The organism is Paenibacillus barengoltzii NBRC 101215, from assembly GCF_004000745.1.
Classification (GTDB): domain Bacteria; phylum Bacillota; class Bacilli; order Paenibacillales; family Paenibacillaceae; genus Fontibacillus; species Fontibacillus barengoltzii.
Map to the genome: position 1 here is coordinate 1 of NZ_BILV01000002.1, position 15,479 is coordinate 15,479.

Consider the following 15,479-nt stretch of genomic DNA (forward strand, 5'->3'; position numbering starts at 1 on the left):
CAGCGCAGCTGGTGCGCCTGTTGACGGCGGCGCGCTGCCGCGCAGCGCCGCCTATCCCCCCGCAGCGGCCGATGGCCTGACGCTGCGGGAGCGGGGCGCCGGCGCCGGCACGTACGGCGCCGCGCCAAGCTCGGCCAAGCCGCAAGGCAGGCTTGGCCAACCTAACGCCGCCACCTATGGGGGTGGCGAGCGGCTGCAAGAGATGCCGGAAGCGTTGTACGGCTCGCCTGCGGCGGCGCCGGAGCTTCCGGCGTTTCCTGAGCTGTCCTTGATCGGACAGCATCATGGGACCTACCTGATCGCCCAGAACGATCAGGGACTTTACATCATTGACCAGCATGCCGCCCATGAACGCGTAAATTACGAGTACTATTACGAGAAGTTTGGGCGGCCGGCCGATGCTTCACAAGAGCTGCTTATTCCGATTACGTTGGAATTTACCCCATCGGACAGCGCGAAGCTGCAGGAGCGGCTGCACTGGTTCGAACAGGTGGGGGTTGTTCTTGAGCATTTCGGAGGCGGTACCTTCCGCGTGGTGGCGCATCCGTACTGGTTCCCGCAAGGAGAAGAAGCAAGCATTATTGAAGAAATGGCCGAATGGGTGCTGAACGAACGGGCCATTGACCTGGCCAAGCTGCGTGAAGCTTCATCCACGATGGTCTCGTGTAAAGCTTCGATCAAGGCGAACCAGAAGCTGACGCCGGAAGAGGCAAACACGCTGCTTCGCCGACTGGCTGCCTGCAAACAGCCATATACCTGCCCGCACGGGCGGCCGATCATTGTTTCCTTCTCTACGTACGATTTGGAGAAGTTGTTCAAGCGGGTCATGTAACGAACGCAAACGGAGGAATTCATCATGTTAATTACCACAGGAGACCATGAATCACCCGCTGCCGTACGCCGCGCACAAGAACTGGCCCAGCTGGCCCGCGTTCCGTATATCCCGCGCAGCGGGACCTCACTGGCTCGGTTGGCCGAACGCCATGGCGACAGCGATATTCTGGTGGTCCTGGAGCAAGGCGCCCGTCTGCATCGAACTGGCCGAGAGACGATGACGTTTCACCCCAGCATGGCGTTTGTACGGGCCAAACGGCTGTTTAAAGGAGAAAACGATGCGATGCTGGATGCGGCCGGTGTGGTACCGGGCGATGTCATCATCGATGGTACGGCAGGACTTGGGGCAGATGCGATGATCTTTTCGATTGCCGCAGGGGCTGACGGTAAAGTGCTGGCCTTGGAGGATTCCTTGCCGCTTTGGGCCTTGCTGTACGAGGGGCTGAAGCACTACGTCTCCGGTCTGCCGGCTTTTGACGAAGCGTTGCGGCGGATCGAACCGATACATACGAACCACTTGGACGCGCTTCGGGCGATGCCCGACAAGAGCGCAGATATCGTCTACTTCGACCCGATGTTTCGCGATCCGATCACGGAATCGTCGTCCATTTCACCGCTGCGAGCGTTTGCGAATCCAAATCAACTTGATCCGGAGGCGGTGAAGGAGGCTTGCCGGGTTGCTCGAAAAGCGGTAGTGCTGAAAGAGAAGCGCGGGAGCAGCGAATTTGATCGACTGGGGTTTCAGGCGATCAACCGCTCCCACACCAAAATTGCCTATGGAGTGATTTCGCTTGACCCGAAACGATAAACCGAAACTGCTTGTGCTGCTCGGCCCAACGGCGGTCGGCAAAACGAAGCTTAGCATCGAGCTGGCGCGGGACCTGTCTTGCGAAATTATTTCCGGCGATTCCATGCAGGTCTACCGGGGAATGGACATCGGCACCGCTAAAATCACCAAGGAAGAAATGGGCGGCATTCCGCATCATCTCATCGATGTGCTGGATCCCGACGAACCGTTCTCCGTCGCATTATTTCAGGAGTGGTGCCGCAAGCTGATCCCAGAGATTACCGAACGCGGGCATTTGCCCTTTATCGTTGGCGGGACGGGGCTCTACATTGAATCGGTCTGTTATGAGTTTCAATTTACGGAAGCGGGGGCAGATGAAGAATTTCGTGCTCAGCAGCAAGCGTTCGCTGAAACTCACGGGGTCGAAGCGTTGCACGCCAAATTGGCGGAGGTCGATCCCAAATCTGCAGAACGTCTGCATCCGAATGATGTGCGTCGGGTGATCCGGGCGTTGGAGATTTTTCATATCACGGGGGAGACCTTATCGTCCCAGCTGGAGAAACAGCAGAAGCAATCCCCTTACGAGCTTTGCCTCATCGGTTTGACAATGGACCGCCAAATGCTTTATAACCGTATTGAACGGCGAATTGACGAGATGCTGCGGCTTGGCCTTGTGGATGAAGTTCGCGGACTCCTGCAGAAAGGATACAGCCGCGATTCCGTTTCGATGCAAGGTCTGGGGTATAAAGAAATTGTTGAACATCTGGTGGACGGCGTTCCGTTGGATGCTGCGGTCGAGAAGTTGAAACGGGATACGCGCCGCTTTGCCAAGAGACAGCTTTCCTGGTTCCGCCATATGAAGGATATCCAATGGATTGACGTCGGCGACGGCGAAAATTTTTCCGAGATTTTGGCGTCAGCGCATGCTATAATAGCAGGAAAGTTTCCCGCTGATCTTGAATATAATTCTAAACACTAATTGATTCCTATTGGGGGTACGGCTATGAATAAGACCATTAACATCCAGGATACATTTTTGAACCAATTACGGAAAGAGAGCATCCCGGTCACCGTATTTTTGACGAACGGCTTCCAGATCAGAGGGACGATTAAAGCATTTGACAACTTCACGATCGTCATTGACAGCGATGGCCGCCAGCAAATGGTGTACAAGCACGCGATCTCGACGTTCCAGCCGCAGCGGAATGTATCGCTCATGCAGGAATCGCAAAACGAGGATTAACTCAGGCTGAAACTTTTTGAACTTCAATACGTTAAGAGTATAGGATGAAGATGGAGCAACCTGAACCAAGGTTGTTCTTTTCTTTCCAGGCACTTTTAAGCCAGAAGCTTAGGGTCTGCCGAAATTGTTATTCGGTCAGGTGATGTTCAAAAATCACTCGGATATCATCGATTCCGTCATCGAACGAACGCTTGAGCGGTGATATGATAGGTTCAAAGTGGAAGGGGCTGCACCTTACGCCACTGAACACTGCTCGTGGTTGGGAATTTCCATTCACGCACAGGATAGAGAGAACAAACCGCAAAGGCCGATCTTTGAACATCGACTTAAGTGAAATGGCAGGAAGGGAGTCAGAACAAACCATGTCTAGCCAAAGGCCATCAAGACTGCAACGAAGCGGTAAGCCGGACAAAAAGAACAAAGCGCCGAAAGCTCATAAAAAGAAAAGGCTGACGGCCAAACGCGTGTTGTGGACTTCATTTTTTACGATTGCTTTTGCGGTCTTCTGCGCAATTGCAGGCTATATGTACATTACGGTCAGCGGTGAGAAGATCCTGATGGAAAATGGGGACAAGCTGACGGATTATGAAACAACGAAGGTGTATGACCGCAAAGGGGTACTGATGGGCGAATTGTCCATCGATAAGAGTGAACCCGTGGAATCGGACGAGATTCCGAAGCTGTTGAAGCAAGCGTTCGTGGCAACGGAAGACCGCCGTTTCTTCGATCATAAGGGTGTGGATTTATGGTCGATCGGCCGTGCGGCTGTGAAAGATATCATCGCCCGCTCGTTGGTTGAAGGCGGCAGTACGATCACCCAGCAGTTAGCCAAGAACATTTTCCTAAGCTCGGACAAAACCTTCTTCCGGAAGGCAACGGAAATGTCGATTGCCTTGGCCTTGGAACGCCGCAGAACGAAGGATGAAATCCTAACCTTATATTTGAACCGAATCAACTTCGGGGGGACGGTCTATGGAATCAAGGCCGCCTCGATCCGGTATTTCGGCAAAAGCGATTTGAATGAACTTGACTTGTGGGAAATGGCTACACTAGCGGCGATGCCAAAGGGGCCGTCTCGATACAATCCGCTAAAAAACCCTGAGCTTTCTAAAGAACGCCGTGCCGTGGTACTCGAGCTGATGTATCAGGAAGGTTATATTACAGCGGAGCAACGGGATGAAGCGAAGGCGGTGGATTACAACTACGAGCCGCCGGCTACCAATCAAAGCTATCTCGCATTTAAAGACTATGTCGTGGAAGAAGCCGAAGAGAAATTTGGGCTAACCGAGGACGAGTTGAACCGCGGCGGATATAAGATCTACACGACGATGGATGCACAAGCGCAGAAAGCGTTGGAGAAAGCTTTCGCGAACGACGATTTTTTTGAGAAGAGCAAAGATGACCAGCCAGTTCAGGCATCGATGGTTATCATGAACCATCAAAATGGGAGTCTCGTCGCCTTGCTGGGCGGCCGGGATTATCAGCGCAAAGGGTTCAGCCGACTGGACAGTCGCCGTCAACCGGGCTCGGCGTTCAAGCCGATCGTATCGTACGCACCGGCTCTGGAATCCGGCAAATTTACGCCAAACTCGCAGATCAGCAATGAGAAGCAGTGTTTTGGCGATTATTGCCCAACGAACCTGCATGGGTATTCGAAGACGATTAATATGACGGACGCGTTGACGAAGTCCGAGAATATCCCAGCCGTCTGGTTGCTGAATGAAATTGGCGTAAGCACCGGGGTCAAATATGCCGAGGCGATGGGCATAAAAATGGACAAAAATGACCGCAACTTGGCCATCGCATTGGGCGGTTTAACCTACGGCACAAACACGTTGGAAATGGCCGGCGCTTACAGCGTTTTCGCTAATGGCGGCTTGTATAATCCGCCTTATTCGATCAAATCAATCGTTGACCATAATGGCGTGGAGAAATATAAATACAATGCGCCTAAGTCAAAACGGGTCATCAGTGAGCAAACGGCTTATTACATGACGACCATGATGCAAAACGTCGTGAATGACGGTACCGGGAAACGCGCGAAGTTAGACCGTCCGGTGGCCGGTAAGACTGGGACTACGCAGCACGGGATTCCTGGGCTGAAGAGCAGCAAAAACCGCGATGTCTGGTTTGTGGGCTATACCCCAGAATGGACCGGAGCAGTATGGATGGGATACGATAAGCCGGACAAAAATCATTTGCTGAACGGAAGCAGCGGCCAGACCGCAGCCTTGTTCGCCGCCGTTATGAAGGAGGCATTGAAGGGCGAGCCGGTGAAGCAGTTCCCGGTTCCGCAGAACTTGCAGCCGGATAAGCCTGATGAGCCGGAAATCGCCGCTCCAACTGGTTTAAATGCCGTCTATAATCCGGATACCGGTGCGGTATCCCTCAGCTGGACTGGCGTTGAAACTCCGGACACGGTATATCATATTTACCGCCGGGAGGCATCTGAAACGACCTTCACTCATATTTTGGATTCCGTGGCGACGGACGTTGAAGATATCAGCGTCACACCGGGTACTGGGTATGTGTATTACGTCACGGCGTATGATCCGGTGAATGCGGTAGAGAGCGAACCTTCGAACACTGCGCAAGTGCTGATCGACGGCGTGGAACCGCCAACCGACGACGAAACGCCTGTGGGTCCGGATCCGAATAATCCACTAGATCCCAATCTGCCTGATGGCGGAGGTGGAGATCAAGGGTTCCCGCCAGGCAACGGTCCAGGGGATGGTCCAGGGAATGGAAATGGCCATCACAATGGCGGAAATGGCAATGGGAACGGAAATGGTGGTCCGAATGGGAACAACGGTAACGGCCAAGGCAACGGGGGAGACAACACCGGAAACCCAATGGATGATTTGCCTATGGATGATGATGACGGAGGTGTGATCGTTCCATCGGCCGATGGCGGGGACGGAACCGGCAACACGGATATTCCAGCAGGAACTACGGATGGAACCGTAGGGGCTGGTGGATAACGGCTAGTCATCCCATGTTTATGTTCAAGCCAAACAACCCTCAGCTCTCGCATAGGCGTGACTGGGGGTTGTTTTTTCTGTTAAATCAAGAAACACTTCTGCAAAACACGATTAGTCTACCTTGGATATACGTTGACAGGCGTTCTTTTCATGGGAAAATGGCTTTTGTGACTCTCTTTCAAATATGGTAAGCTGTTATTACATTGTGTTGAAAGGGATCTTATTTATGAAGCGAAAATTCGGAGACCGTGCGAATTGGCGCCGTGTGACTCATCGTCAATTCAAATCCAAGTATGTGGAGAGCGATGAGTTTACGGGATATGTTACGCTGTACAGTATTTTCGCCTTGCGTGATCCGTTATGGAAAACCTACGGGGGACATACTTTTCGGATCGCTGACAAGGGCTATACTTGGCTGCAGTACTATCCCAAAGGTGCCCATTTCGTTGTGACGGCGATGTTTGATGATCAAGGTGAGATCGTGGAGTGGTACATCGATGTTTGTAAGACCCAAGGCGTGACCGATCAGGGAGTGCCCTGGTTTGATGATTTGTACCTGGATATCGTCGTACTCAAAAATCGTGAAGTGTTTCTTTTGGATGAAGACGAGCTGGATGAAGCTTTAACGAAAGGACTTATATCGGTAAAAGACTATGATCTGGCAACGGAAACGGCTCAGCGATTACTTCATGACATTAAGGAGCGGCGTTTTCCCTATTTCCGCCTGTCTCTAGATCATTATCAGAGCGGATTTATGACTTCGGAACCGAATCAATCGGGGGGATAAACCATGCGTAATGCCAAACCTAACGAAATGATGCGGATGTCGCTGCGGCCCAACCAGCGCAAAGGGCGTGTGAGGAAACGGATCTTCCGCTGGGGGCTGGTCGTGATTTCGCTGGGGATCGGATGGATGTTGTACGTACTAGCTCAGATCGGCAGCATCGAGCGGAATCCGGCGGCGAATTCTGATTTATCCGAACCGGCAGAGGTGGGCATTGTCTTGGGAGCCGCGCTTTGGGGGGACGAGCCGAGTCCAGGTCTCCGGGAGCGGCTGGATCAAAGCCTGAGGGATTACAAGGCGGGCAAATTTCAATGGTTTCTGCTGACCGGTGGGTTGGATACGGCAACCTCCAACTATACCGAAGCAGAAGGGATGGCAAATTACTTGGAGCAGCAGGGAGTTCCGCGGGAGAAGATGCTGCTTGAGAACAAGGCGACCAGTACCTATGAGAATCTGAAATTTAGCCAGGAGATCCTAGAAGAACGGGGGTTTACATCCGTTCTGATCGTGACCCACACGTTTCATGGAAACCGTGCTTATGAAATCGCGCAAGCGCTAAATTACGAGCAACCTCGCCTGTCGCTGATTTCTTCAAAGGTGCTGAAGCCGCTTCCCAACACGTTCCGGGAGATTTTGGCGTATACGAAATGGAAGCTCGATCAAATAGGATTAGCCATCGGTCTGATCTCATGACAAAACTTCTAATAACGGACAGGGAGAGAGAATACATTTAGATGTGTGTTCCGTAGATTGGGATTTATTCTTCCTCTCAGCCCTACCCTTATAAAGAGGTGATTACCTATGTCCGGGCGTGTCATGGCCAGAAACGGCTCTTCCGATGAGAGACCGTCGCGTCAGATCAACGTGATTCTCCGCAATACCGAGCCGCCTGTCGTCTCGCAGGCCATTGCCGATAGCGAACCTCAGGTGTCAGCCAAAGGTTTGCCGCAGCAAGGGATATTTGCCGAAATCCAGAAGGAACTGGATCACCTGGTCGGTTTAGATCATATTAAAGAGCTCATGTACGAGATTTATGCGCTTCTGCAAATCGCCTCGATGCGTTCGGAAGCGGGATTGTTGTCGAGTTCCCAAGTATACCATATGGTGTTTAAAGGGAATCCGGGTACCGGAAAAACGACAGTAGCACGTATTGTCGCGAAAATGTTTCAACGGATGGGCGTGCTGAGTAAAGGGCATCTGATTGAAGTTGAGCGTGCCGATCTGGTCGGCGAATATATCGGCCATACGGCGCAGAAAACGCGCGACTTAGTCAAAAAAGCACTGGGCGGCATTTTGTTCATCGATGAGGCGTACAGTTTGGCGCGCGGTGGAGAGAAGGACTTCGGCAAAGAAGCCATCGATACGTTGGTCAAAGCGATGGAGGATCATAAAAACCAATTTATCTTAATTCTTGCCGGATATTCCGATGAAATGGACTTTTTCCTGTCCACCAATCCGGGACTGCCGTCTCGATTCCCGATTCAGATGGATTTTCCGGATTATACAATCGATCAGCTGATTCAAATTGCCGAAGGGATGGCGAAAGAGCGGGACTATATCTTGATGCCGCAGGCGATACTCAAATTAAAGCAACATTTATTGCGTGAAAAATGTGAAAGTGATCAGGTGTTCAGCAATGCTCGTTATGTTCGCAACATCATTGAACGGTCTGTCCGGCAGCAGGCGGTGCGGTTGCTGAATCAATATGGCGGTGGTTCACCAGGTAAGCTGGAGCTGATGACTATTCGAACCGAAGACTTGAAGCTGGATGTGAAGAAAACTTAATGGAAGTATCGCTTGGGATCCCTTTGAAGGAGCAGTGATCATGTCGAAGATGCAATTGCATGAAACGACGACCCACCAACCAGATGTAGCTATCTTAGTTAGCTTGGTTACATCGGAGACGAAGCAAAATGGAATAAATTCGGACTACTCCCTGGCCGAACTGGTACAGCTGGCCGAAACAGCCGGGGTTGAGGTCGCAGGAACGGTCGTCCAACATCGGGAGAAGCCCGATCCCCGCTGGTTGATTGGGAAAGGGAAAGTGTTGGAGCTTCGTGACCTTATCACGCAGCATGGGGCGAATACGGCGATATTTGACCAAGAGCTGTCCGGAGCGCAGGTGCGCAATCTGGAAGGGATGCTGGACGTGAAGATTATCGACCGTACTCAGCTGATTTTGGATATTTTTGCGCAACGGGCAAAAACGCGGGAGGGGATCATTCAGGTCGAGTTAGCGCAGCTCACCTACCTGCTCCCGCGTTTGTCTGGGCATGGCAAGAATCTGTCCCGTCTCGGCGGCGGGATTGGTACGCGGGGCCCCGGGGAAAGCCAGCTGGAAACGGATCGCCGCCATATCCGCCGGCGGATCGGTGAATTAAAACGTCAGCTGGAGGAAGTCACAAGACATCGGCAACTGCATCGAGCGCGCCGGAAGGAGAGCGGTGTAGTGCAAATTGCCCTGGTAGGTTACACCAACGCGGGAAAGTCTACACTGCTTAAGGCGTTAACCTCAGCGGATGTCTTCGTGGAAAACCGGCTGTTCGCAACGCTGGATCCGACCACCCGGTTGTTCCCGTTGCCAGGTCGCAAAGAAGTGGTGCTGACCGATACGGTCGGATTTATTCAAAATCTGCCGCACGACCTAGTTGCTGCCTTTCGTGCCACTCTGGAAGAGGTGAACGAAGCGGACCTGATTCTCCACGTCGTGGATGCCTCATCCCCGATGCGTGAGGAGCAAATCGAGGTCGTGGATCGGATTTTAAATGATTTGGGAGCTGGGGGAAAGCCGCAAATCATGTTGTTTAATAAGAAAGATCTTTGTCCACCGGAGCAGCTGGAGATGCTGCCGGCGGGCGAGGGTTATTTAAAGATATCCGCGTTTGATGAACGCGACTTGGCTGCGGTTCGCGAAGCCGTACAGCGCAAGCTGTCCGGCGGCACCAAGTCGTATCGGATTCCTGCAGAACGCGGGGATCTCGCTTCTGTGTTATACCGAATTGGCGAAGTAGTGGACAAGCAGATCGACGACGAAGACCTCATTTACGAAATTGATGTGAATCAAGCCGATTTCGAGAAGTACGGTTATCGTTTAGCTCCTTTTCTCATTCCACAGCAAGAAGCCCCTGAGGATAACACGACAAACGATGGAATAGATTAAGGGAGAGATTACGTAACAATGGCAGTATTTTCGGAAGAAATCGTACATTGGCTGGAAGCCGCTGAACGTCAGGTGGAAGGCCGGTTCCGGGAGGTCGACCGGATCGTCGATCACAACCAATGGAAGGTTATCGAAGCTTTTCAACGTCATCAAGTCAGCGATTTTCACTTTGCCGGTTCCACCGGTTATGCTTATAATGATCGGGGTCGTGAAGTTTTGGACCTGGTTTATGCGGACGTTTTTGGAGCGGAGGCCGCACTGGTAAGGCCGCATTTCGCTTCCGGCACGCATACAATCGCTACAGCGTTGTTCGGGGTCTTGCGTCCCGGGGACGAACTGCTCTATATTACGGGGCGTCCATATGATACACTACATAAAGTGATTGGAACGCCGGGTGACGGCAGCGGCTCGTTGCAGGACTATGGTATCCGGTATCACGAAGCTGCATTGCTGGCTGACGGCACAGTCGACTGGGACACCGTGAAGACCAAAATTTCCAATAAGACCAAAGTCATTGGGATTCAGCGCTCGCGCGGCTACGATTGGAGGGATTCCTTTTCCGTTGAGCAGATCGGTGAGATGGTTGCCCAAGTGAAAGCAATCAAGCCGGATCTGATCGTCTTTGTAGACAACTGTTATGGTGAATTTACCGAGGAACAGGAACCAACACAGGTTGGTGTCGATTTGATGGCTGGTTCGCTGATTAAAAATCCGGGAGGCGGCTTGGCAGAAACCGGTGGATACATTTGCGGAAGGCAGGATCTGGTCACTCTCGCATCTTACCGGTTAACTGCACCGGGCATTGGCAGCGAGGTGGGAGCGATGCTGGGAACGACGCGAGGCATTTATCAAGGTTTGTTTCTGGCTCCAACGATCGTCGGACAAGCCGTTAAAGGCTCTATCCTGGCTGCAGCATTGTTTGAGCGGGCAGGATTCCGAAGCCGGCCGGCTTGGCAGGATCGGCGTACCGATCTCATCCAGGCGATTGCCTTTGACGCCCCAGAGCAATTAATAGCATTTGTTCAGGGGATTCAGCGGGCAGCTGCTGTGGACGGCCACGTAGTGCCCGAACCTTGGGATATGCCGGGCTATGACCACCCGGTGATCATGGCGGCCGGGACATTTATCCAGGGCGGGAGCCTGGAATTGTCTGCCGATGCTCCGATCCGTGCGCCATATATCGCGTATATGCAAGGTGGTTTAACGTATTCCCATGTTAAATTTGGCCTGCTCACCGCACTTCAGACGATGAAAGACCGCAACTTGTTGTAAGTTATCCTAACATATCTATTGACATGTTAGGATAACTAACATATGATAAGGTCATGATAATCTAACTGGAAGGTTGATAGCGATGAGTGAGGAAATTCGCAGAAATATGGCCTTGTTTCCTATTGGTATCGTCATGAAACTTACGGATTTAACGGCAAGACAAATAAGATATTACGAGCAACATGAATTAATCGTACCCGCACGTACCTCGGGAAATCAGCGGATGTTTTCTCTGAATGACGTCGAGCGGTTACTGGAAATCAAGAGTCTCATCGACAAAGGTGTCAATATCGCGGGAATCAAGCAGGTTATGAATCCGATGTCTCGGGAGTCCCAGGATGCGACAGTCATCACGAAGGACACGGAAGAGAAGCGAAAGGAAATGACAGATTCCCAGATCTACCGGATGTTGAAGCAGCAACTGGTGTCAGGGAGCAAACCGGGACAAGTTTCTTTGCTCCAAGGTGAGTTGTCTCGGTTTTTCAAAAAATAATCTAAACGTTGGGAGAGGTTAGGGTGAGTAACAAGCAATACACCAAAGAAGATATTTTGCGGATTGCTAAGGAAGAAAATGTACGCTTTATCCGTTTGCAATTCACGGATTTGCTGGGAACGATCAAGAATGTAGAAATCCCAGTCAGCCAGTTGGAGAAAGCATTGGATAACAAAATGATGTTTGACGGTTCTTCCATTGAAGGGTATGTCCGCATCGAGGAATCCGATATGTATCTCTACCCGGATCTGGACACTTGGGTGATCTTCCCTTGGGTGACCGAGGATCGCGTTGCACGTTTGATTTGTGATGTATACATGCCTGACGGCACTCCGTTTGCCGGCGATCCACGCGCGATTCTGAAACGTGCGCTCAAGGAAGCTGAGGAAATGGGGTACACTTCAATGAACGTTGGTCCAGAACCGGAATTCTTCCTGTTCAAAACCGATGATAAAGGCAACCCTACAACCGAATTGAACGACCAAGGCGGATACTTCGACTTGGCTCCTACGGATTTGGGCGAGAACTGCCGCCGCGAAATCGTATTGACCCTGGAGGAAATGGGCTTTGAAATCGAAGCTTCTCACCACGAAGTGGCACCAGGTCAGCATGAAATCGACTTTAAATATGCTGATGCAATCAAAGCAGCTGACCAAATCCAAACGTTCAAGCTGGTCGTTAAGACGATTGCTCGTCAACATGGGCTCCATGCAACGTTTATGCCGAAGCCGCTGTTTGGCGTAAATGGCTCCGGGATGCACTGTCACCAATCGCTGTTCAAAGGCAATGTCAATGCTTTCTATGACGAAAGTGATGAATTGGGCTTGAGCAAAGAAGCACGTCATTATATGGCCGGTATTCTGAAGCATGCCCGCGCATTTGCAGCGATCACGAATCCAACCGTAAACTCCTACAAACGTCTCGTACCTGGGTATGAAGCTCCTTGCTATGTGGCTTGGTCTTCGAGCAACCGCAGCCCAATGATTCGGATTCCGGCTTCCCGCGGTCTCAGCACACGAATCGAAGTGCGTAACCCGGACCCGGCTGCTAACCCATACTTGGCTCTGGCTGTGATGTTGAAAGCCGGACTGGATGGAATTAAGAAAGAGCTTCCGTTGGTTGATCCGGTTGATCGCAACATCTATGTGATGTCTGAAGAAGAGCGGGTAGAGGAAGGCATCCCAAGTCTTCCATCCGACTTGAAGGAAGCGCTCGGCGAATTGCTCCGCAGCGAAATCATCAGCGAAGCGCTGGGAGATCACGCATTAACTCACTTCTACGAATTGAAAGAGATCGAATGGGATATTTTCCGGACCCAAGTTCACCAATGGGAACGCGATCAATATATGACGCTGTATTAATCAGGGTTCACAGCCAAGCCAGCTCCCGGCATTTCAAGCAGGGGCTGGCTTTTTTTTATGGTGAAGACGAATGAATTACAGCTTTTGGATTTCGAAACAATGCCATGATTTCACTCGAATTGGGACAACTTATAGGTATAAGGAGGTTCATGCAGATGACAGTAACCGAACTAAAAAGATACCAACGTCGTCGCTATCGGTTAAAGCAGTGGTGGATCACAGAGCGTTCGGGGCTAGGGTGGGGTACGCGCGGGCGCCGGGAGAAGAACGGCTATAATCCCATGAGCTTCTTAGACCTCGAATGGGAGTAAGAGGGGAAGTCATCAAGTTCCCCATAAAGTAAACAGGACGAAGCGGAAGTCACTGCATCGCTTCGTCCTGTTCGGTTTCCTTATCTTATGTGGCCTACGAAAGGGAAGATTTCAAATTAGTGCAGGTCGCGGAACAAGCCGATGACCTTGCCCAAAATGGTTACATGCTTCAAACGAAGCGGTTCCATCGTTGAATTCTCCGGCTGTAGGCGAATATGGTCACTTTCTTTATAGAACGTCTTAACCGTTGCTTCGTCATCCTCCGTCATGGCCACAACGATATCTCCGTTGTTCGCCGTCTGCTGCTGGCGGACGATCACATAATCCCCGTTATGTATTCCAGCTTCGATCATGCTGTCGCCAACCACGGAAAGCATAAAGACATCCCCTTCCGCTGCGTAGTGCTCTGGCAACGGAAAATAATCTTCAATATTCTCTGTCGCTGTGATCGGCACGCCCGCGGTAACCTTCCCAACAATCGGAACGCGGGTCACGCTGTGTGCAAATAAATTGTAATTCTCCGATTCCTCTTGACCCAGCAATTCAATGGCGCGCGGTTTCGTTGGGTCGCGGCGGATAAATCCTTTCTTCTCCAGACGGTCTAAATGGCCGTGAACAGTAGAACTGGAAGCCAATCCGACGGCTTCACCGATCTCCCGGACCGAAGGAGGATATCCCTTAGCGCGTACTTCGTTGCGAATAAACTCAAGAATAGCCTGTTGCCGGCTCGATACCTTTGACATTTACGGATCAACCCCATTTAGTAACGTTTGGAAAAATTATAACATAGAACTTCCGTTCGTACAAACATTAGTTCTAAATAGTTTGGGAGAAGAGAACTACTTTAAAAAAAAACAAGAACAACTGTTCGAAAAAACTATTGAATCAAACAAATGTTCGTGTTATATTGAATACATGTAAAACAGAACACTTGTTTGGAGTGATGGTGAAATGTTGAAATATAGTTCTTATCAAAGCATCTATGAACAACCTTCTTTTCGTCGTCCGGTGAAGAGAAGTCTACATATGAATGTCTTCCTTAAGAGTAGATTGTCCAAAATCGTCCTGCTTTTAATCATCCTCAGCATCACATGTACTGGAATGGTACAAGCCTTTGCTGCTTCCACAGACAACGCTGACGGAACGTATCGGCCGGAATATGTCGTGGTTATGCCAGGAGATACGTTGTGGGAAATTGCTGTAGCACATAAGCCACAAGGACTGGACACAAGGGTCTATGTTCAGAAGCTGATCCGGACTAACGGGTTGAGCAGCAGTGCGATTCAAGCTGGCGATACGTTGATGTTGCCCAGTAGATAATTCATACGTTAAAAAATAATTCACAGGTTTATCAATGTATTCGAACAGAGCTTGTCTTAAGGTATTACGGCAGGGGTTGCCGCGCCTTGACAAGCTCTTTTTCTCATGTCAAAGTAAGAATTAATGCCCTGTGAGACATCATGGGTAGCATAGTATATCAAAGAAGCAGGTGGATTTATGGATATTGATGCTTTGGTTAAGCGGATTAACGAGCTGGCTCGAAAAGCGAAACAAGAAGGGTTAACGCAAGACGAACTCTTGGAAAGAGCCCAGCTTCGGGAAACGTATCTGCAAAACGTTCGCAGAAATTTTCGGCAACAGCTCGAGTCGATCGAGATTGTAGATAAATAGGGAGGAACAGGTATGGGGTCGTTTGACCGAAAAGTAGAACGCAATCAACGAAGAATGTACAAGAAAGGCAAAGGTTCCAATGTCGGACAAGGGACGCGCAACCCTCGTACTTCACTTGGAGCAAATGGGGAAGGCGACGTATTTAAAGGGCGGAACTTCATTTTGCCTACCGCCTTGGTTCTGTTAGCGCTGCTGTATGCCGTGGTCGGGTTGATCGGGAATACCGAGGAAGTGAATTCGGTATTGTTCTGGGCAACGATCTTTTTGTATTTCGTGCTGGCTCTGGTGATTTTCATGCGCAAGCCTTATTTGCGCGTGAATAAGAGCTCGTTGTACACTTCGAAGTTCAACCGCGATCGGATGTTGGATGCGGGTAACATCAGCAAGATCAAAGTGAGCCGGAACAAAATCGTCATTGAACCGAAGACGCGGGAACCGAAGTGGGTGTTCTACCGCGCCCGTAACCGTTTTGACACGGAAGCAATGGCTGCACGCCTGCGGTTGTATGCTGATACCCATCATGTGAAGCTGGTGAAGGAATAAACCTTATACAATACACTTGCGATAGGAATGGAGAGGTTG

At 50.8% G+C, this 15,479-nt stretch carries 17 protein-coding genes; 16 read left to right on the forward strand and 1 reads right to left on the reverse strand.

The window, feature by feature from the left end; translation table 11 throughout:
• The 13 genes from PBA01S_RS01025 to PBA01S_RS22645 all read left to right on the forward strand — a co-directional run.
• Positions 1 to 832, forward strand: an 832-nt coding sequence (locus tag PBA01S_RS01025; RefSeq protein ID WP_503826047.1) for a DNA mismatch repair MutL family protein, incomplete at its 5' end; no start/stop codon positions are given.
• A 24-nt stretch (positions 833 to 856) separates the two neighbouring features.
• The gene (locus PBA01S_RS01030; RefSeq protein WP_028537550.1) at positions 857 to 1,642 is read left to right on the forward strand and encodes a class I SAM-dependent methyltransferase; all 786 of its coding nucleotides are present in this window, start codon (positions 857 to 859) and stop codon (positions 1,640 to 1,642) included.
• Complete coding sequence (gene miaA, locus PBA01S_RS01035; protein ID WP_009226591.1) at positions 1,626 to 2,600, forward strand: tRNA (adenosine(37)-N6)-dimethylallyltransferase MiaA; 975 nt, start codon at positions 1,626 to 1,628, stop codon at positions 2,598 to 2,600. Before PBA01S_RS01030 ends, miaA begins: the two co-directional genes overlap by 17 nt.
• A 24-nt stretch (positions 2,601 to 2,624) precedes the next feature.
• Positions 2,625 to 2,864: an RNA chaperone Hfq gene (gene hfq / locus PBA01S_RS01040; protein WP_016312028.1), complete on the forward strand. Its 240-nt coding sequence runs from the start codon at positions 2,625 to 2,627 to the stop codon at positions 2,862 to 2,864.
• A 362-nt stretch (positions 2,865 to 3,226) separates the two neighbouring features.
• The gene (locus PBA01S_RS01045) at positions 3,227 to 5,845 is read left to right on the forward strand and encodes a transglycosylase domain-containing protein (protein WP_127575117.1); all 2,619 of its coding nucleotides are present in this window, start codon (positions 3,227 to 3,229) and stop codon (positions 5,843 to 5,845) included.
• Between the two features lie 226 nt (positions 5,846 to 6,071).
• On the forward strand, positions 6,072 to 6,632 hold the full coding sequence (locus PBA01S_RS01050) for a ribonuclease FAU-1 family protein (protein ID WP_036699214.1): 561 nt from the start codon (positions 6,072 to 6,074) through the stop codon (positions 6,630 to 6,632).
• A gap of 3 nt (positions 6,633 to 6,635) precedes the next feature.
• Complete coding sequence (locus PBA01S_RS01055; protein WP_016312031.1) at positions 6,636 to 7,322, forward strand: YdcF family protein; 687 nt, start codon at positions 6,636 to 6,638, stop codon at positions 7,320 to 7,322.
• A 108-nt stretch (positions 7,323 to 7,430) separates the two neighbouring features.
• Positions 7,431 to 8,414, forward strand: coding sequence for a stage V sporulation protein K (gene spoVK, locus PBA01S_RS01060; protein WP_028537553.1), 984 nt, complete (start codon positions 7,431 to 7,433; stop codon positions 8,412 to 8,414).
• 49 nt (positions 8,415 to 8,463) lie between these two features.
• The gene (gene hflX / locus PBA01S_RS01065) at positions 8,464 to 9,789 is read left to right on the forward strand and encodes a GTPase HflX (RefSeq protein ID WP_371859486.1); all 1,326 of its coding nucleotides are present in this window, start codon (positions 8,464 to 8,466) and stop codon (positions 9,787 to 9,789) included.
• 18 nt (positions 9,790 to 9,807) lie between these two features.
• On the forward strand, positions 9,808 to 11,061 hold the full coding sequence (locus PBA01S_RS01070; protein ID WP_016312034.1) for a methionine gamma-lyase family protein: 1,254 nt from the start codon (positions 9,808 to 9,810) through the stop codon (positions 11,059 to 11,061).
• Positions 11,062 to 11,143: 82 nt separating this feature from the next.
• Entirely contained in the window at positions 11,144 to 11,554 is a 411-nt protein-coding gene (locus tag PBA01S_RS01075; protein ID WP_009226599.1) for a MerR family transcriptional regulator, read from the forward strand.
• Positions 11,555 to 11,577: 23 nt separating this feature from the next.
• Positions 11,578 to 12,915, forward strand: a complete 1,338-nt coding sequence (gene glnA, locus PBA01S_RS01080) for a type I glutamate--ammonia ligase (protein WP_016312035.1) — start codon at positions 11,578 to 11,580, stop codon at positions 12,913 to 12,915.
• Positions 12,916 to 13,070: 155 nt separating this feature from the next.
• Complete coding sequence (locus tag PBA01S_RS22645; protein ID WP_016312036.1) at positions 13,071 to 13,226, forward strand: hypothetical protein; 156 nt, start codon at positions 13,071 to 13,073, stop codon at positions 13,224 to 13,226.
• A 116-nt stretch (positions 13,227 to 13,342) separates the two neighbouring features.
• On the opposite strand, the gene lexA is transcribed toward PBA01S_RS22645, so the two are convergent.
• Positions 13,343 to 13,969, reverse strand: coding sequence for a transcriptional repressor LexA (gene lexA, locus PBA01S_RS01085; RefSeq protein ID WP_016312037.1), 627 nt, complete (start codon positions 13,967 to 13,969; stop codon positions 13,343 to 13,345).
• 208 nt (positions 13,970 to 14,177) lie between these two features.
• Between lexA and PBA01S_RS01090 the strand changes: the two genes are divergently transcribed.
• The 3 genes from PBA01S_RS01090 to PBA01S_RS01100 all read left to right on the forward strand — a co-directional run bounded on the left by PBA01S_RS01090 (position 14,178) and on the right by PBA01S_RS01100 (position 15,440).
• Entirely contained in the window at positions 14,178 to 14,546 is a 369-nt protein-coding gene (locus tag PBA01S_RS01090; protein WP_016312038.1) for a LysM peptidoglycan-binding domain-containing protein, read from the forward strand.
• A 177-nt stretch (positions 14,547 to 14,723) separates the two neighbouring features.
• Positions 14,724 to 14,897, forward strand: a complete 174-nt coding sequence (locus PBA01S_RS01095) for a DUF896 domain-containing protein (protein WP_016312039.1) — start codon at positions 14,724 to 14,726, stop codon at positions 14,895 to 14,897.
• A 12-nt stretch (positions 14,898 to 14,909) separates the two neighbouring features.
• Positions 14,910 to 15,440 carry a hypothetical protein gene (locus PBA01S_RS01100; protein WP_127575118.1) on the forward strand — a complete coding sequence of 177 codons (531 nt, stop codon included), beginning with the start codon at positions 14,910 to 14,912 and terminating at the stop codon, positions 15,438 to 15,440.
• Positions 15,441 to 15,479 lie beyond the last annotated feature (39 nt).

What these genes read in the sequence shown, in the direction of transcription:
- hflX (WP_371859486.1), top strand. Translation starts at nt 8,464, where the DNA reads ATGCAATTGCATGAAACGACGACCCACCAACCAGATGTAGCTATCTTA.
- hfq (WP_016312028.1), top strand. Translation starts at nt 2,625, where the DNA reads ATGAATAAGACCATTAACATCCAGGATACATTTTTGAACCAATTACGG.
- PBA01S_RS01045 (WP_127575117.1), top strand. Translation starts at nt 3,227, where the DNA reads ATGTCTAGCCAAAGGCCATCAAGACTGCAACGAAGCGGTAAGCCGGAC.
- PBA01S_RS01070 (WP_016312034.1), top strand. Translation starts at nt 9,808, where the DNA reads ATGGCAGTATTTTCGGAAGAAATCGTACATTGGCTGGAAGCCGCTGAA.
- PBA01S_RS01075 (WP_009226599.1), top strand. Translation starts at nt 11,144, where the DNA reads ATGAGTGAGGAAATTCGCAGAAATATGGCCTTGTTTCCTATTGGTATC.
- PBA01S_RS01100 (WP_127575118.1), top strand. Translation starts at nt 14,910, where the DNA reads ATGGGGTCGTTTGACCGAAAAGTAGAACGCAATCAACGAAGAATGTAC.
- PBA01S_RS01050 (WP_036699214.1), top strand. Translation starts at nt 6,072, where the DNA reads ATGAAGCGAAAATTCGGAGACCGTGCGAATTGGCGCCGTGTGACTCAT.
- lexA (WP_016312037.1), bottom strand. Translation starts at nt 13,969, where the DNA reads ATGTCAAAGGTATCGAGCCGGCAACAGGCTATTCTTGAGTTTATTCGC.
- PBA01S_RS22645 (WP_016312036.1), top strand. Translation starts at nt 13,071, where the DNA reads ATGACAGTAACCGAACTAAAAAGATACCAACGTCGTCGCTATCGGTTA.
- PBA01S_RS01095 (WP_016312039.1), top strand. Translation starts at nt 14,724, where the DNA reads ATGGATATTGATGCTTTGGTTAAGCGGATTAACGAGCTGGCTCGAAAA.
- spoVK (WP_028537553.1), top strand. Translation starts at nt 7,431, where the DNA reads ATGTCCGGGCGTGTCATGGCCAGAAACGGCTCTTCCGATGAGAGACCG.
- PBA01S_RS01055 (WP_016312031.1), top strand. Translation starts at nt 6,636, where the DNA reads ATGCGTAATGCCAAACCTAACGAAATGATGCGGATGTCGCTGCGGCCC.
- PBA01S_RS01090 (WP_016312038.1), top strand. Translation starts at nt 14,178, where the DNA reads ATGTTGAAATATAGTTCTTATCAAAGCATCTATGAACAACCTTCTTTT.
- PBA01S_RS01030 (WP_028537550.1), top strand. Translation starts at nt 857, where the DNA reads ATGTTAATTACCACAGGAGACCATGAATCACCCGCTGCCGTACGCCGC.